Raw genomic sequence first — 15,090 nt, forward strand, 5'->3', positions numbered from 1 at the left:
ATGCTCAGGCTCAATACAGCCCGCCTTGCCGTTAGCCTTCTGCCGTTTGTCCTCGTGGCGTGCGGCGATAATTCTGCGAGTGACGATCCGCGCACAAAGCCACCTCTTGTCAGATCCGCCGCCATCGAGCTTGCGAACAATACTGCTCACGCCTTTACCGGCGTGGTGGTGGCGAGAACGCAAAGTGATTTGGGTTTCAGGGTTCAGGGGAAAATCCTTGAGCGACTCGTCGATACCGGGCAAACCGTCAGACTGGGTCAGCCGTTACTGCGCCTCGATCCGGCTGACCTGAAATTACAGGCCCAGGCACAGCAGCGCACGGTGGATGCTGCCCAGGCGCGTGCGAGAAAAGCGTCCAGCGATGAGGCACGTTATCGCGGTCTTGTGGCGTCCGGCGCCGTGTCCGCCTCGGAGTATGATCAGATCAAAGCCGCCGCCGATTCCGCCAGAGCGGAACTCAGCGCAGCCCGGGCGCAGGCTAACGTGGCGCAAAACGCAACGGGCTATGCCGTACTGCTGGCGGATTCAGACGGGGTAGTGATGGAAACCCTCGCCGAGCCGGGTCAGGTGGTGAGTGCCGGGCAAGTGGTGATCCGACTCGCCAGGGCGGGACAACGTGAAGCGCTCGTGCAGTTCCCGGAGACCCTGCGCCCTGCCGTTGGCAGCCCTGCACTGGCCACACTTTATGGCAATGAAAAACACCCGGTCAGCGCAACGCTGCGCCTGCTGTCTGATTCAGCCGATGCCACAACCCGCACCTATGAAGCCCGCTACGTGCTGAATGGTGACCTGGCAAACGCGCCGCTGGGGGCAACCGTCACGCTGAACGTTCAGGACCCAAAAGCGGAACGTCAGGTCATGCAGGTTCCGCTCGCCTCACTCTACGATGCTGGCAAAGGCCCCGGTGTCTGGCGCATTTCCGCCAGGCCGGCAAAGGTTACCTGGACGCCGGTGAAGGTGCTGAGCGTGGGTGAAGATGCCGCGCAGGTCACGGGCAGCGTGAAGCCAGGCGAGAAGATTGTGGCGCTGGGCGCACACCTTTTGCACGAGGGTGAAATCGTCAGGCTTGCAGAACAACGCAATGCCGCGCTGGCGGAGAACACGCCATGAGCGGAAGTCGCTTCAACCTGTCAGCGCTTGCCGTGCGCGAGCGCTCCATCACCCTGTTTCTGATTGTCCTTGTGACGATTGCCGGTATCTACGCCTTTTTTGGGCTTGGCCGCGCGGAAGATCCCCCTTTTACGGTGAAGCAAATGACGGTGATATCCGTCTGGCCCGGCGCAACCGCGCAGGAGATGCAGGATCAGGTCGCCGAACCGCTGGAAAAACGCCTCCAGGAGCTCAAATGGTATGACCGGACGGAAACTTATACCCGCCCCGGCATGGCGTTTATCACCTTATCGTTGCAAGACAAAACGCCCCCCGCAGAAGTGCAAGAGGAGTTCTATCAGGCGCGGAAAAAGCTGGGAGACGAATCCCTGAATCTCCCTGCCGGGACGATCGGCCCGATGATCAATGACGAATTTGCCGATGTCACCTTTGCCCTTTTTGCCCTGAAAGCGAAAGGTGAACCCCAGCGGCAGCTGGTACGTGATGCAGAAGCTATGCGCCAGCAACTTTTGCACGTACCCGGCGTGAAGAAAGTGAACATTATCGGCGAACAGGCGGAGCGGATATACATCGCTTTTTCTCATGACCGACTGGCCACGATGGGTCTCTCGCCGCAGGATATTTTCAACACCCTTAACAATCAGAACGCGTTAAAAGCAGCGGGCTCTATTGAGACCCGGGGCGCCCAGATATTTATCCGCCTCGACGGCGCGTTTGATGAGTTGCAGAAGATCCGCGATACACCCGTTGTAGCTCAGGGCAAAACGCTCAGGCTGTCCGATGTGGCGACGGTTGAACGGGGCTATGAAGATCCCCCTACGATGCTGATACGTAACCAGCATGAACCCGCCCTTCTGCTGGGTATCGTCATGCGTGAGGGCTGGAATGGTCTGGCACTGGGTAAAGCGCTGGATGCCGAAACGGCAAAAATAAACGCGCGTCTGCCGCTGGGCATGACCCTGAGCAAAGTCACCGACCAGTCAGTGAACATCAGCTCGGCGGTGGATGAGTTTATGATCAAATTCTTCGTCGCCCTGCTGGTGGTGATGGTGGTCTGTTTTGTCAGCATGGGCTGGCGCGTGGGGGTGGTGGTTGCAGCGGCGGTACCGTTGACGCTGGCGGTGGTCTTCGTGGTGATGGAAGCCGCGGGGATAAACTTTGACCGCGTCACGCTGGGCTCCCTGATCCTTGCCCTCGGCTTACTGGTTGATGATGCCATTATCGCCATCGAAATGATGGTGGTCAAAATGGAGGAAGGTTACGACCGGATCAAAGCCTCCGCCTACGCCTGGAGCCATACCGCCGCGCCAATGCTGGCGGGTACGCTGGTGACGGCAATTGGCTTTATGCCAAACGGTTTTGCCCAGTCAACCGCCGGGGAATACACCAGCAATATGTTCTGGATTGTCGGCCTCGCCCTGATTGCATCGTGGTTTGTCGCCGTGGTGTTTACCCCCTATCTTGGGGTGAAGATCCTCCCGGCCATTCCCAAAGTGGAAGGAGGCCATGCCGCCATCTATGACACGCCGCGTTATAACCGTTTTCGCGGGATGCTGAGCCGCGTTATCGCCGGAAAATGGCGGGTGGCCGGTGCCGTGGTCGCTATTTTCATCCTCGCCATATTCGGCATGGGACTGGTAAAAAAACAATTTTTCCCGACATCCGATCGCCCGGAAGTGCTGGTTGAAGTGCAGATGCCCTATGGCACCTCAATCGAACAGACCCGTGCCGCAACCGCAAAAATAGAAGCATGGTTGAGCCAGCAGCCTGAGGCCAACATCGTGACGGCCTATATTGGCCAGGGATCGCCCCGCTTTTACCTGGCGATGGCCCCCGAATTACCTGACCCGTCTTTTGCAAAAATCGTGATCCTGACGGACAGCGAGACGTCACGCGAAGCGCTCAAGTTCAGGCTCAGGGAGGCTGTCGCCAGCGGCCTTGCGCCTGACGCCCGCGTGCGGGTGACGCAGCTGGTCTTTGGCCCGTACTCGCCCTTCCCGGTTGCCTGGCGCGTTTCGGGGCCGGATGTCGGTACTTTACGCGATATTGCAGACAAGGTGAAAGGCGTGCTACAGGCAAGCCCAATGATGCGTACCGTCAATACCGACTGGGGATCACGCGTTCCGGTAATGCATTTCACCCTCGATCAAAACCGTCTGCAGGCCACCGGATTAACGTCCAGTGCCGTGGCTGAGCAGCTTCAGTTCTTGCTCTCAGGCGTGCCAATTACCGCCGTGCGGGAAGATATTCGCTCGGTAGAGGTCATGGGGCGTGCCGCGGGGGATATCCGTCTCGACCCGGCAAAAATTGAGGGTTTTACCCTCGTCGGCAATGCGGGGCAGCGCGTTCCGCTGTCTCAAATTGGCAAGATTGAGATCGGTATGGAAGACCCGATTTTGCGCCGCCGCGACCGCACTCCGACCATTACCGTGCGGGGTGATATCGCCGACAATCTTCAGCCACCGGATGTATCGGTCGCCATCATGAAACAGCTCCAGCCGATTGTAGATACATTGCCGGCCGGATACCGCATTGAGATGGCCGGTTCGATTGAGGAATCGGGCAAAGCCACGCAGGCAATGATTCCGCTGTTCCCGATAATGATTGCGCTGACGCTGCTGATCATCATTCTGCAGGTGCGTTCGCTCTCGGCGATGGTGATGGTGTTCCTTACCGCGCCGCTGGGGCTGATTGGCGTGGTGCCGACCCTGTTGATTTTCAATCAGCCGTTTGGCATCAACGCGCTGGTGGGGTTGATCGCCCTTTCAGGCATTCTTATGCGCAATACGCTGATCCTGATTGGGCAAATCGATCATAACCAGAAGGACGGTCTCGATCCGTTCCACGCGGTGGTCGAGGCGACGGTTCAGCGAGCCCGGCCCGTACTGCTGACGGCACTTGCCGCCGTGCTGGCGTTTATTCCTCTGACGCATTCGGTATTCTGGGGAACCCTGGCTTACACGTTGATTGGCGGAACCTTAGGCGGTACGGCCATTACGCTGGTGTTCCTGCCTGCGATGTATGCGATCTGGTTCCGGATCCGCCCTGCGGAACAGCGCGTGCAGTCCCCGGCAGAAAACGTGTAAACTACCCTAAGTAGATAACTGTTCCGAGGAAAGCATGGTTGTTAAGCGCTTAAGAAAAGAGGATCGCCGCGTACAGCTGCTGGAAGTGGCGCGCGGAATTGTCCGCCAGCAAGGCACGGAGGCACTGACGTTGGGTTACCTGGCGGAGCGGGCCAACGTGACCAAGCCTATCCCCTACGACCATTTTGGCGATCGTGAAGGGTTGCTGATGGCCTTGTATCAGGATTATAGCGATCGGCAGTTGGCGAAATTCCGTGAGACGCTGGCGGTAGACAGCAAAACGCTGGACAAGACGATCCGCTTTTTCAGCGCCGCCTATATTGATTGCGCCATGACCGCCGGGCCCGAAACCGGGCCCATCGCCGCGGCGCTGTCCAGCTCTCGCGCGTTGCAGTCGTTTCGTGAGGCGTGCGTTGCCGAATGCGCCGACTGCCTGCGTACCGCGCTTTCCCCTTTTGTCGTCCTGAAAGGCGTTCAGGGAGAAGCGGTATTGACGGCCATCATTGGTGCGGCGGACGCGCTCAGCACCGCCGCGTGTAACGGCGTGCTCGCCCGAAATGTTGCGGAAGATACCCTCAGCGGCGCCATCACCGGGGTGCTGGAGACCTACGTGAATAGCACAAAATGATCGTTGGGTGCGGATTGACAGCTAAGTTACCAATAGTAATATAAACGTCAATTCTCACCCATTCGAGGTCGCTATGTCTGCTACACATGCCATTAATAATGCACTGATCGTGACGGCTCACCCTGTCGACAATTCGTTATCCCATGCGCTGGCCGCCCGCATTGCCGGGAAACTGCGTGAACAGGGTACGCAGGTGGAGATGGCCGATCTGCATGCCGAAGGGTTTAATCCGGCCATGTCCCGCGCCGATCTTGATTTGTACCACGGCGATCCGAGCGCCCTTTCTGAAGATATTCTGCGCGAGCAGCAGCGGGTCGAGCGGGCGGATATGCTGGTATTCGTTTTCCCGGTGTACTGGTGGTCCGTTCCCGGCCTGTTGAAAGGCTGGTTCGATCGCGTATTAACCCTGAACTGGGCGTATAAAGTGGCAGAAGACGGCCGGATTGTGGGCAATTTGCGCGACGTTCCCGTTCGCCTTATTGCGACTGCTGGCAGCGATCTTAACGGTTTCGATAAACATGGTTATTCGACGGCGATTCAGACTCAAATAGTCGAGGGCATTTTCGGCTTCTGCGGTTTGAAGAACGTCAAACTCGATATTCTTTACCAGGCAGACACGGCGATGCCTGAGCAGGTGGAGGAGTTCCTGAAGGGACTAGAGGGCCTTAAATAATCCCGGCTATTCAGTCAGCAAAGGCGTGCACAGCAGGTTACGAGCCTTTGCTGACAGCTTCCTGCCGCTGCATCGTACCCCTACTCAAGTTGGTGTCTTGAAGCAATGAGTTAATCAACGCTATAACTAACGTGATAATTCCGCATATAGCGTAATGAATAAACAAAGGTCATTCCATGTATCAGTCAGTTCAGCCAACAACCACCCTCACCACCACCGGCACCTTCGGCGGCATGAGCGTATCTGTAGCAAACGACTGACAAACAGAACCTCAATCCCCGCCTAACTGGACGGGGAAATACCTCTCCGTTCACCGCCCTCTGAATGGAGAAAGAAAATGATTTCTGACAATGCTCTCTTAATTATCGACATGCAGCAGGGCCTCTTCCGGGGCCCGGTCTCACCCTATTCCGCCGATGCCGTTCTGGCAAATATCCGTTTGTTAATAGCCAACGCGCGCCACGCTCAGGTACCCGTCTTTTTTGCCCGCCATGTTGGACCAGACGACTCGCCCTTTTCAGCGCAGGGGCCGTTGACGCAGCTGATACCCGAGCTGGACGTGAAGGAGCAGGATGTTGTTTTCACCAAGCGCCATCCCAGCTGTTTTCGGGATACCGAATTGCTGCGTGAACTTAATCAGAGAGGCATCAAACAGCTGGTCATTGCCGGGATGAAAACAGAATTTTGTGTCGACACCACCTGCCGGGCCGCGCCGGAGCTGGGCTTCAGGACGATATTGATTTCAGATGCGCATACCACAATGGATAACGCACATTTACCCGCCACTGACATCATTGCGCATCACAACAGCACGCTGGCCGGCCCGTTCGTGATGCTGTCGACTGCCTGCGACTGGCATTTTAATACGGTCAGTTGAGTTGGCGGGAGCGTCTCTCTCTATCCCGGCGCGCCTTTCCGCGCGTCGGGAAAAGTAGAGAAAATTACAGGGTAAAACCTCCATCACCCACCTGTGCCTGAGCGTACCATTTCATCAGCTCCGCACTACCGGGCGCGTTCTCAGCCGGTGACCATGGAGCGGTATCGTGCTCCGGAACAGGCTGATAGCCGCCGTGTTTCACCTCAAAAATGACGCCGCCTTTATCCAGCGACAGCACGGCATGCCAGGTACCGGCATCCATCTCCAGCACTTTGCAGTCTTCACCTAACACCACGCGCTGGGTCACGTTACCGCTGTCATCAAAATTCAACACCAGAAAGCGACCGCTCAGAGCCGTCAGCAGTTCAAACGTGTGCGGGTGGCGATGAGGGCGAACATAGGTACCTGGCTCCATCGCGATAGCCAGGCGTTGTACCGGGTCGCTCAGTTCGGGATGTAAATTGCGGTGCGCGCGTAAGCGAGGAGAATTGGCAGCCTGCTCGCTTTGTTGCTGCAGGTCACTGAACGTAATTTGTTTCATATACACCTTTGTGAATGGAGTCAGCGGGCGGCCACCCTTTAGCCGCACGACGTTATACCATTCTGGACGGTCGATGAGCGATGGCGTTTGTGAAACAAAACGCTGCAGCGTGAGGATGTGCGTGATCGCACTCCAAAGCGCAACGTTGAGTAAAACTCACATTTATTCCCACTATTTATCGTTTTTCAAAAGCGATAGCCCTGCAATACCATCCATTCATCCCTGGGATAGAAAAAATAAATAATATTAAGCCTGTATGGAGCAGCTATGACACTCGATGCTTTATTCCCTGTATTGAATATTATCTCGCCTCATAAATATAGCCTCAATGCAAATTTGCATGAGTTGATAACGTTACTTTCAGCAGAAAAGGAAAGCTCAGAAGCGCTATCGCCTTTCATCCATCGACTGCATCTTTTGGCTTTCGCCCAAAGCAATCCGGGTAACGCCGAAGAGTTGCTCTCAGCGCATTTACCAAAAGAAGATGGGATCCTTCCGCTGCTTGACTTTGCGGAGTGGCCAAAGGTGCGTTACGCCGCGTCGGGCGAAGATCAAACGCGTGAATCGGAGGAGTATTTCCGTGACATGACCTCGGCTGCCAATCTGTTACGCACGGCGCTGATCGACGCAGAGCGCGCAAAGGGGACGCCTGCGCTTTATATTCTGGATAAATTACTTAGCCTGAACAGCGCCCTGCCGGAAAGATATAAAAAGATGGCGAATATTCCCTACGCATAAATACGTTCAGGATGCGGAATACCCCACAATTAATATTCCGCTATTTATTAAACCTGATTATCATCGTAATCAAGACAGACGATATTCAAAGAAGGCACCACAGGCGCGTTAAGGTTAAGCCACGCCAGCAAACGTTCAATACTCTGTCTTCTGAGCGAATTTTTCGGCCAGACAAGATAGTAGCCATCCCCGGTTGCTATCGCTTCCCTGAAGGGCAGTGCGAGCAGGCCACTTTTTAGTGCGTCCAGCGTGAGTCGAAGGTCAGCCATCGCCACACCGTGACCGTGCATGGCCGCAAGGCTGCCCTGCTCCAGGGTGTCGAACACAAGCCCGCCGCTCATGTCGAGCCCGGGGAATAACCCTGTCCTTTTCAACCAGCGTTTCCAGTCCCGTCTGTCCGGTGAGGGATGAATAAGATCGCACTGAGCAAGCTGGTGCCGGGCAGATTCAAGCAAAGACGGGGGACAAACCGGAATGAGCCATTCACTGAAGAGCAGCCGGCTTTCTGTTGACTCGCCGAAATAGCCATTACCGAGGAGGATCGCGCAATCGTATGGCTCACGGCTGAAGTCAACGGTATCGAAGTCCATCCAGACGCTGGCGATTTCGATTTTAGGCTTCGCATGGTTTTCGCGGAAAGATTTAAGCACATTCAGGAGCCATCTCATCGTAAGGGTGCTGGGAGCTTTAAGGCGCAGAAGGTGATTTTCACTTTTGAATGCCCGGCATGCCCACTCCATATTCGAGAAGCTTTCGCCAAGCTGTCCGGCCAGAATACGTCCGGCTTCATTGACCTCCACTCTCGGCCCCTGCCGTTTGAAAAGCTCGCAGTCAAACCACAGTTCAAGCGTCCTAACATGCCTGCTGACCGCTCCCGGCGTGATATTCAGGGTTTCAGCGGCTTTGCTGAAGGAGTTCAGCCGCGCGGCGACTTCAAACGCGCGTAGCGCGTACAGTGGCGGTAATGACATATTTTCCCTTTCGATGAGGTTGAATCATGTAGCTTTTTTATCGGCACCCGGGGACTATTCACCCCGTTCCTCAGTCGGAAACGTCAGCAGTAATTCCCTGAGCAGGGATTCAAGCTGCGCATGTTGCATACCAGATAAATGTCTCAATACTGCATTTTGCGTTTCCGTGTGAACGAGCAACGCCTGTTCAATATGATCCTTCCCGCTGGACGTCAGGCTCACGAGCGTGCTGCGCTTATCCTTCGGGTCGGCGATTCGCCTGATAAGCCCCTGCTGTTCAAGATGGCTGAGCCGGTTCGTCATCGCCCCGGACGTAATCAGCAACGCTTTGTACAGCTGCGTGGGCGAAAGGCAGTACGGCTCACCGGCGCGACGCAGCGTGGCGAGGACGTCAAACTCCCCCTCGCGAAAACCAAACTGCGCCATGGCCTGCGCGCGCGCTTTTGCCAGATGCTTTATCAGCCTGAGCATTCGTCCAAAAATTTTCATCGACGAGACGTCCAGCTCAGGCATGGCACGACTCCACTGGTCGACAACAAAATCTACATGGTCTTTCATTTTCCCCCCGTGTTGAGTGGTTATTTATCGTGTTGTGCGCTACATCTTACACAAAAAAGGATTTTATCTTAACGTTAAGATAAATGCTTGTGGCATTTTGCCCTGGCCGTACACAATCGAAAAGGATTCCACGTTGAAACGCACGTCACCTTTACTCTTCGCCGTTATTGCTTTTATCGTCGGGTTGAACCTGCGCCCTGTCCTGGCTTCTGTCGGCCCCTTGTTCTCCGTGCTGCAGCATGAAGTTGGGCTGTCGGCCACGGAATTCAGCCTGCTGACCACCCTGCCGGTCGCGATGATGGGCCTGGCCGCCTTATGCGGCCCCTGGCTTTTAGCCAGGATCGGCGCCGTCCGGGGGATCGCGTTCGGACTCTTCATCCTGCTTGCGGCCTGTTTATTACGGGGTTTTAGCGCTTCACTGGCGAGCCTTATGGGTACCGCGTTACTGGGTGGGGCCAGCATAGGCGTGATCCAGGCGTTAATGCCTGCCCTGATAAAAAAGGACTATACGCAAACGGCCAGCACGGTGATGTCGCTCTTCAGCACGGGCATTATGGCCGGCGCGGCATTAGCCGCCGCCAGTGCCGAGCCGTTGTTTTCATGGCTCACGCTGAAGCCCGCGCTGGCGATGGCAGGCGTATTAGCGCTGCTTGCTTTGATACTGTGGCTGGCCCTCGTTAAGCGCCCTCAGCAAGAACAAACGGTACACGAAACCGTGACGCTCTCCTCCTCCCGGACAGGACTACTGTTGCTCTTTTTCGGTGTGGGAACTGGCGCCTACACGCTGGTTTTAGCCTGGCTGCCCCCACTCTATATTCAGGCGGGATGGTACGCACGCAGCAGTGGCTATATGCTGGCCTGGCTGACATTGACCGAAGTGGTCGCCGGGTTTGCCGTCTCCGCGCTGATTGGTAAATGCCCTGACCGCCGTGTGCCGCTGATCGCTGTGCTCTCGCTACTGCTGGCAGGATTACTGTGTCTGGTCTTTGCACCGGGTACAACGCCGGTAGTATCCACATTGCTGCTTGGCACAGGGATCGGCGCCCTTTTCCCACTGTCGCTCATCGTCACGTTCGATCACGCCCGCACGCCCGCTGAGGCCGGGAAGTTACTCTCCAGAGTTCAGGGGGGCGGATATATGATTGCCGCGCTGATGCCGTTAATCGCGGGGATTGTTCGCGACAGTGCGGTTTCATTGACCAGCGCCTGGCTGGTGATGAGTGCGGGAGTGGTGCTGCTGATCGTCATCGCGTTGAAGTTTAAACCCGTCGGGAACGTGTAGACACGGTGAAAGCGATGCCAGAATTGAGAGTCGTATTTCAACTGGTCGTAAGATAAATTCAGCGTGAGTGTTACGTCATACAGGAGGGGATATGCCGCAAGCGTTACCGGAAATTGATGTTTTATTTGTCGCTGGGTTCGGGCCCATTTCACGGGATACAGCGTCCAGCGCCGCGTTTTATATCCATACACTCGGCCTTCCGCTTAAGCCGATGGAGGGGAACAGTGATTATCTGCTCGCAGAAGTGGGCCAGTTGAAAGGCGTGAAGCATTTCGCCGTCTGGCCGCTTACACAGGCGGCAATGTCCTGCTTTGGAGAAGAACAATGGCCCGCTGAGCACCCGATACCGCAAGGATGGGTTGAGTACGAGGTTCAGGACCTGGACTCGGCTACCCGTATTTTGACTGAAAAAGGCTATCGGTTGCTGGTGGCAAACCGCACAGAACCATGGGGGCAAACCGTCACCCGCCTGCTCAGCCCGGAGGGCTTGCTTACGGGATTAACGATTACGCCGTGGCTTCGGGAGGTATGACGCCCTTCACCAGGCCATTTACCAGCAGGGTAAAAACCTGAATCGCTTTTGGTAATGCCTGCTGCGGATCTTCGCTGGCGGCCACCCACTGGGCGGCATTCAGTGCGGCACCGTTTAACAGCCAGGCGGTGGCATCAACATCTACCGGTTCGATTAAGCCGCGTTCAATCAGGTCGGAAAGGCTCTTACGCGTAGCGTCGAGGCAGTTATTCTGGCTCGGCCATTTTCCCGGGTCCCCAAGAAAAGCCGGACCATCAAGCAGAACGATGCGACGGACTTCTTCATCCAACGCCATCTCGATATAGGCTATCCCTTCTGCCAGAAGCTTTTGCTGGTCATCCTTCACATGCGCCGCTGCACTTTTGGCGCTTTGCGCCATTTCAGAATCAATCTGGGTAACGACAGCGGCAAGTAACCCCTTTTTATCGCCAAAATTATGATACAGGGCCCCGCGCGTCAGGCCCACGCTGGCGGTTAAATCATCCATCGAGGCTGCGGCAAACCCTTTTTCGGCAAAGGCTTTACGTGCAGCCGCAATCAATTTAGTGCGGGTTTCTTCCATCGTTTCGGCGCGGCGTTTGGCTGCCATAAGAACTCCTTGCAATCTACACCACGCAAGTCGTTTGACATACGCGGCGTATGTGTGATTAAGTTGACATACGCCGCGTATCTTAATTCATTTATTTATGCCGCGCATCCACTGTCCCTGTCCAAAGAAAGGATCCGTTATGAACCAACCGAAACCCGTTTTCCCTGCAAATCGCCACGCGCTGTATGAGCAGCACGGTTATTCTGCAGCGATCCGCTCTGGTGATTTACTGTTTGTTTCCGGACAGGTGGGTAGCCGGGAAGACGGTACACCCGAACCCGACTTTGCAATGCAGGTAGAGCGTGCCTTCGATAATCTCAAGGCCACGCTTGACGCTGCAGGATGTACGTTTGCCGATCTTGTTGATGTGACAACCTTTCATACCGATCCGGAGAATCAATTTCCAGCCATTATGCAGGTGAAACAAACGCTTTTCCCTAAGCCACCGTATCCGAACTGGACAGCCGTGGGCGTTACCTGGCTGGCGGGATTTGATTTTGAGATAAAGGTTATCGCCCGGATCCCTGAACATCAGGAATGAACACGTTGCACACAGCTATCAGAAGAACCGGTATCTGTGTGTAAATGTGAAACCGGGGCCGACATAGTGAGTGTTAGCTCAGAGTGACGCTACCTTACAAAGGGCGGTTAGCATGTTACCCGCGCATATCGAAACCGGATTTTTGAAAATCTCTGTAGACTTCCGGATTGTTGAATGCCGGGAATTTGGCTTTTTGGGCTGCTGATTTTATCGCTTCACAATAGGCTTTATTGCCGTTGCTGGTGGATATGTTTAAAGGCGTGCCATCCTGAGCAAATTCAATATGCAGCCTGCATTTTTTCCCTTTCCAGTTTTGCGGCTCATCCAGTTTGGCATTTATTGCCGCCCTGATTGCCCGCGCTTGCGCGCCCCACTCATCCTGATCGTCCCAGCGTCCTGAGCTGCAACTGCCCGTTGCCGTGGTCTTATGGCATCCAGAAGGATGTAACGGCGCACATCCTGCGACCATGTTCACCACTAATGCCACCATAACAATTTTCTTTATTGTTTCAGACACGCTCACTTCTTGCCTCTCAGTCCATTTAAGCATCAGAAATAGTGATCTATTTTTCTGTATTGACTGGTCATGTTTCAACTACCAATTTTTCACACAACCCGATGCTTCCAATGAACCTTTTTATGGCGCAAGGATAATAACCTGCGATGTCGTCGTTCATCATGCACGCTAAATCACTACCAAAGCGCTCACCTCCCCAGTGCCTCAAGAATTGCATCCTCCATTTTCTCGGGCGTCGTCATCGGTGCAAAACGCTTGAGGGGTATCCCATCGCGTCCGATCAGGAACTTCGTGAAATTCCATTTGATCCGTCCTCCCAGCACGCCAGGCAATTCCTTTTTCAGATAACGAAACACCGGGTGCGCTGCGCCACCGTTTACCTCAACTTTCTCGAACATGGGGAAACTTACGCCGTAGTTAATGTAACAAGTCTTCGAGATTTCATCGGCGCCGCCGGGCTCCTGCTTCCCAACCTGGTTACAGGGAAAGCCAAGCACCACTAACCCTTGACTGGCGTATTTCGTGTAGAGCGCTTCAAGGCCCGCGTATTGCGGCGTGAAGCCACACTGGCTGGCAGTATTCACGACCAAAACCACCTTACCCGCATAGTCGTCCATTGAGATAAGACGGCCATCCAGGCTGGTGGCGGTAAGTTGATGAAAATTCGTCATACTGGCATCCTTAAAAGAGAAACGGTTCGGCGTGAAATCTGGTTAACCCACAGGTTGAATCACGAGTGATGATCCCTCAGGAAAACGGTTAACACATCCTTAGGAGGGGTTATTCCCGTTTCTGAAAGCATCCAGCCCACCGCGCCGCGATGATATGAACCGTGAAAAAGGACATGATTAAGCATATCTCCTGCCTTCATTTCACCATACCCACCATCGACGAAACGAAATTTAACGATTTCAGAAAGATCAGACGTGTTCATTATTATACCGACGTGTTGAATATACCATTTAGTGCATTCAAACATCTTTGTCAGAAGCTCGTCTGCAGTCGGGGTTTCTGGCGTATTTAACGCGGTGTATTGGTGCTTTTGGCCAGTAATGTTGGCTCTGAAAATCATATCAACGACATAAACATGGTTCATAAGCCTGAGCATCAGATGATGCTTATCAGCATTCGCTAACGTATCTACCTGTATAGAAAGATGTTGCGGATTGCAAGACACCTTAATGCCCAAGTAATGGATGATGATGGTACGATTTACAGTGACGAATCGCAGTGGGAGTATGATCCGTCAACTAACGCTTAACGTCTGCTGTTGGCTCGCAGAGGCCAGGCTGGCTGGTCTTCAGGTCTGCTTTGAGCGATAAGCAGATATTCCCTTATGGAGACCTCAGTGTAATCAACCTTGTCAGTTCACGGATTCACCTGTTCTGTAAACAAACCTGGATTGATGAATTGAATTAACAGAAGCTTTTAGTCTGGCTAATCACATATTGTTTTTTGTCGACAAAACTTAGGGCTGATTTGCACCTCAACCATAAGGACAAAGTATGTCAAATAAAAAACGTGTAGCCATAACCGGTGCTTCAGGGAAAATTGGCAGGGTTACAGTAGAGTGGCTTGAGAAAGCGGGTTATAAACTGTTTCTCATCGATAAAAAAGACCCCGTCACCGATGCTCATCCAGCTATGATCGCGGATTTAGAGGATTTTGGTGCAACGCTTGATGCACTTTCCTCCGTGGGGGAGGACGTTTATTCACGACCCGAAGCGGCAGCCTTTGATGCCGTGGTTCATCTTGCCAGTATTCCTCATCCCCGAATGATCCCTGATTCTGACGAGTTCAGAAATAATATGCTGGCCACCTTCAACGTGTTTGAGGCATCCAGGCGGCTGGGAATAAAAAATATTATCTGGTCGTCGAGCGAAGTTCCTACCGGCGTGCCTTACGACAAGTGGGATGCCCCCTATGTTCCGGTGGATGAGCACTACCCTACCCGCGGATTAAGCATTTACGCGCTAACTAAAGTGCTGGGTGAAGAGATGGCCCGTCAGTTCTGCCTTAATAACGCTGACATACGCATTACCTGTCTGCGACTTTCTAACGTTATGGCACCGGAAGAATACGCGCAGTTTGAAAGCTGGCAGGACGAACCTGCCGTCAGGCAATGGAACATGTGGACCTACGTGGACGTTCGGGACGTTGCTCAGGCGATTGAAAAAGCTGTTGAATATGATGTCAGGGGCAAAGATGAGTTCTTTATTACCAGCGATGTCACCTGTATGCGGACACCTACACAGGAACTTCTTGACCGTTACTATCCTGACGTTGAACAGCGTAAAAAATTAGCAGGTAATGAATCCGTGCTGAGCAGCGAAAAGGCAATGCGCGTCCTGGGATACCGTCCTGCGCATCGCTGGACCGATAGCGTGTGATGCTAATTGCCCCCTCATTTTGCCACCGGCCTGTACAGGGCCGGTTACCCCTTTAAC

Annotated in this window: 16 protein-coding genes and 1 pseudogene; 10 read left to right on the top strand and 7 right to left on the bottom strand. The window is 54.2% G+C overall.

What is annotated here, in order from left to right:
* The 5 genes from O1723_RS11255 (at position 1) to O1723_RS11275 (ending at position 6,374) form a co-directional block, all read left to right on the top strand.
* Positions 1-1,110, top strand: a complete 1,110-nt coding sequence (locus O1723_RS11255; RefSeq protein WP_023337250.1) for an efflux RND transporter periplasmic adaptor subunit — start codon at positions 1-3, stop codon at positions 1,108-1,110.
* On the top strand, positions 1,107-4,196 hold the full coding sequence (locus O1723_RS11260) for an efflux RND transporter permease subunit (protein WP_023337249.1): 3,090 nt from the start codon (positions 1,107-1,109) through the stop codon (positions 4,194-4,196). The genes O1723_RS11255 and O1723_RS11260 overlap by 4 nt, the downstream gene beginning before the upstream one ends.
* 34 nt (positions 4,197-4,230) lie before the next feature.
* Complete coding sequence (locus O1723_RS11265; RefSeq protein ID WP_023337248.1) at positions 4,231-4,824, top strand: TetR/AcrR family transcriptional regulator; 594 nt, start codon at positions 4,231-4,233, stop codon at positions 4,822-4,824.
* A gap of 73 nt (positions 4,825-4,897) precedes the next feature.
* The gene (locus tag O1723_RS11270) at positions 4,898-5,497 is read left to right on the top strand and encodes an NAD(P)H-dependent oxidoreductase (protein WP_023337247.1); all 600 of its coding nucleotides are present in this window, start codon (positions 4,898-4,900) and stop codon (positions 5,495-5,497) included.
* Positions 5,498-5,834: 337 nt separating this feature from the next.
* Positions 5,835-6,374 (top strand): cysteine hydrolase family protein, encoded by a 540-nt coding sequence (locus O1723_RS11275; protein ID WP_248190549.1) that lies wholly within the window; start codon positions 5,835-5,837, stop codon positions 6,372-6,374.
* A gap of 64 nt (positions 6,375-6,438) precedes the next feature.
* On the opposite strand, the gene O1723_RS11280 is transcribed toward O1723_RS11275, so the two are convergent.
* Complete coding sequence (locus O1723_RS11280) at positions 6,439-6,915, bottom strand: WbuC family cupin fold metalloprotein (RefSeq protein WP_014883727.1); 477 nt, start codon at positions 6,913-6,915, stop codon at positions 6,439-6,441.
* A 267-nt stretch (positions 6,916-7,182) separates the two neighbouring features.
* Between O1723_RS11280 and O1723_RS11285 the strand changes: the two genes are divergently transcribed.
* Complete coding sequence (locus tag O1723_RS11285; RefSeq protein WP_023337245.1) at positions 7,183-7,653, top strand: hypothetical protein; 471 nt, start codon at positions 7,183-7,185, stop codon at positions 7,651-7,653.
* Between the two features lie 47 nt (positions 7,654-7,700).
* Here the strand turns inward: O1723_RS11285 and O1723_RS11290 are convergent, their stop codons facing one another.
* Positions 7,701-8,624, bottom strand: a complete 924-nt coding sequence (locus O1723_RS11290) for a LysR substrate-binding domain-containing protein (protein ID WP_023337244.1) — start codon at positions 8,622-8,624, stop codon at positions 7,701-7,703.
* A gap of 54 nt (positions 8,625-8,678) precedes the next feature.
* The gene (locus O1723_RS11295; protein ID WP_032645249.1) at positions 8,679-9,182 is read right to left on the bottom strand and encodes a MarR family winged helix-turn-helix transcriptional regulator; all 504 of its coding nucleotides are present in this window, start codon (positions 9,180-9,182) and stop codon (positions 8,679-8,681) included.
* A 133-nt stretch (positions 9,183-9,315) separates the two neighbouring features.
* Between O1723_RS11295 and O1723_RS11300 the strand changes: the two genes are divergently transcribed.
* Both O1723_RS11300 and O1723_RS11305 read left to right on the top strand, forming a co-directional pair.
* Positions 9,316-10,464 (top strand): MFS transporter, encoded by a 1,149-nt coding sequence (locus O1723_RS11300; protein WP_023337243.1) that lies wholly within the window; start codon positions 9,316-9,318, stop codon positions 10,462-10,464.
* 91 nt (positions 10,465-10,555) lie between these two features.
* Positions 10,556-10,996 carry a VOC family protein gene (locus O1723_RS11305; RefSeq protein ID WP_014883723.1) on the top strand — a complete coding sequence of 147 codons (441 nt, stop codon included), beginning with the start codon at positions 10,556-10,558 and terminating at the stop codon, positions 10,994-10,996.
* Here O1723_RS11305 and O1723_RS11310 read toward each other — a convergent pair.
* Positions 10,971-11,585 carry a TetR/AcrR family transcriptional regulator gene (locus O1723_RS11310; protein WP_014883722.1) on the bottom strand — a complete coding sequence of 205 codons (615 nt, stop codon included), beginning with the start codon at positions 11,583-11,585 and terminating at the stop codon, positions 10,971-10,973. The genes O1723_RS11305 and O1723_RS11310 overlap by 26 nt on opposite strands.
* Before the next feature lie 139 nt (positions 11,586-11,724).
* Between O1723_RS11310 and O1723_RS11315 the strand changes: the two genes are divergently transcribed.
* Entirely contained in the window at positions 11,725-12,126 is a 402-nt protein-coding gene (locus tag O1723_RS11315) for a RidA family protein (RefSeq protein WP_023330338.1), read from the top strand.
* Positions 12,127-12,241: 115 nt separating this feature from the next.
* On the opposite strand, the gene O1723_RS11320 is transcribed toward O1723_RS11315, so the two are convergent.
* From O1723_RS11320 to O1723_RS11330, 3 genes and pseudogenes are all read right to left on the bottom strand, one after another.
* Positions 12,242-12,676, bottom strand: coding sequence for a cell envelope integrity TolA C-terminal domain-containing protein (locus tag O1723_RS11320; protein WP_086527780.1), 435 nt, complete (start codon positions 12,674-12,676; stop codon positions 12,242-12,244).
* 155 nt (positions 12,677-12,831) lie between these two features.
* On the bottom strand, positions 12,832-13,314 hold the full coding sequence (locus tag O1723_RS11325) for a glutathione peroxidase (RefSeq protein ID WP_248190546.1): 483 nt from the start codon (positions 13,312-13,314) through the stop codon (positions 12,832-12,834).
* A gap of 59 nt (positions 13,315-13,373) precedes the next feature.
* Positions 13,374-13,790 (bottom strand): annotated as a pseudogene (locus tag O1723_RS11330) (DinB family protein); the annotation flags it as partial.
* A 358-nt stretch (positions 13,791-14,148) separates the two neighbouring features.
* On the opposite strand from O1723_RS11330, the gene O1723_RS11335 reads away from it, so the two are divergent.
* Positions 14,149-15,033, top strand: coding sequence for an NAD-dependent epimerase/dehydratase family protein (locus tag O1723_RS11335; RefSeq protein ID WP_014883717.1), 885 nt, complete (start codon positions 14,149-14,151; stop codon positions 15,031-15,033).
* Positions 15,034-15,090 lie beyond the last annotated feature (57 nt).

It is taken from the genome of Enterobacter cloacae complex sp. HYC080_NIDB (genome assembly GCF_056673325.1).